This is a genomic window from Streptomyces sp. 8P21H-1, assembly GCF_013302945.1.
In genome coordinates, this window is the sequence record NZ_JABTYA010000064.1 from 1 (window position 1) to 1,549 (window position 1,549).

Sequence of the window (1,549 nt, forward strand, 5' to 3'; positions counted from 1 at the left end):
CCGGCTGGCGGCCCGCGAGCCCTTCCGCCCCACCGGGCTGCTCGGCGCCGGCGGGCGCGCCGATCCCGTCGGGGGCGGCTCCCCGGGAGGCGGCTCTCCCGGAGGCGGCTCCTTCCGGACGTAGGACGGGCGCGTCCGGCCCGGCCGCGTCCACCTGGTTGAAGCGCCGATGCCGGGGGACTCGGAGTCGGTCACTCCTTACCGGCGGGTGCGAAACGAGGGAGACAGACGTGGCCGTACGCCATCGACTGATCAAGAAGAGTCCACGTGAGGTGTGGGCCGTCCTGGCCGACGGCACCCGGTACGCGGACTGGGTCGTAGGGACGGCGTCCTCGTACCCCGTGCGCGGCCAGTGGCCGCAGATGCACTCGACCATCGGCTACGAGGTGCGGGTCGGGCCGCTCAGCTTCACCAACCAGACGGTCGTCCGCGCGTGCGACGAGGGACACGAGCTGGAGCTGGAGGCGATCGCGGGCCCGCTCGGCACGGCGCGGATCGCCATCGAGCTGCGCCCCTGGGGCGACCACACCCTGGTGATCATCGACGAGCACCCGCTGCGGGGTGTCGGCGGGTTCCTGCACAACGCGGGCGTGGAGGGACTCATCCAGCTGAGGCACCGGGCCATGCTCAAGCGGCTGGCCGACGTGTGCGAGAACGGCGGCAGCCACGCCGAGCCCGCCCACGCGCAGCCGGAACCGGCATGAGCCGCGGCACCCTCACGGACGAGCGATGACAACGGTGCGACGAGACGGGAGGCGTCCATGCCGGACGCGGTAGTGATCGGGGCCGGCCCCAACGGGCTCGTCGCCGCCAACGTGCTGGCGGACGAGGGCTGGAGCGTCGAGGTCCTGGAGGAGCAGGACGAGCCGGGCGGCGCGGTCCGGCACGACAACAAGGTCGACCCGGACTTCACGAACGACCTGTTCAGCTCGTTCTACCCGCTGGCCGCCGCCTCGCCGGTGCTCGCCGGACTGCACCTGGAGCGGTACGGGCTGCGCTGGAGCCACGCGCCCCGGGTACTGGCCCACCCGCTGTCCGACGGCCGGTGCGCCGTGCTCGGACGCGACCTCGACGACACCGCCGCCTCGCTGGACGTCTTCGCCGACGGCGACGGCGACTCCTGGCGCGAACTGCACCGCGTCTGGGAGAAGTTGCGCCCCGACCTCCTGGAGGCGCTCTTCACGCCGTTCCCGCCGGTGCGGTCCGGCGCCCGGCTGGCCATGCGCCTGCGGACCGCCGGGGGACTGCGCATGGCGCGCTCCATGATCACGCCGGTACGGCGCCTGGGCGAGGAGGAGTTCCGGGGCGAGGGCGGCAGGCTGCTGCTCGCGGGCAACGCGCTGCACGCCGACCTGGCTCCCGAGGCCGCGGGCAGCGGCGGCTTCGGCTGGCTGATGTCGATGCTGGGCCAGACGTACGGCTTCCCCGTGCCCGTCGGGGGCGCGGGCGCCCTCATCGAGGCGCTGGCGCGGCGGCTGCGGGAGCGCGGCGGTGTCCTGCGGTGCGGCGAACGGGTGAGCCGCGTCGTCGTCCGGCAGGGCAGGGCCGT

General features: G+C 74.2%; 2 protein-coding genes. Both read left to right on the forward strand.

The window, feature by feature from the left end; all coding sequences use genetic code 11:
- The first annotated feature begins 230 nt into the window (after window positions 1-230).
- Window positions 231-704, forward strand: coding sequence for an SRPBCC family protein (locus HO151_RS01160; RefSeq protein WP_173894280.1), 474 nt, complete (start codon window positions 231-233; stop codon window positions 702-704).
- Between the two features lie 57 nt (window positions 705-761).
- Window positions 762-1,549 (forward strand): NAD(P)/FAD-dependent oxidoreductase (locus HO151_RS01165; protein ID WP_173894281.1); only part of this gene is annotated, 788 nt, incomplete at its 3' end.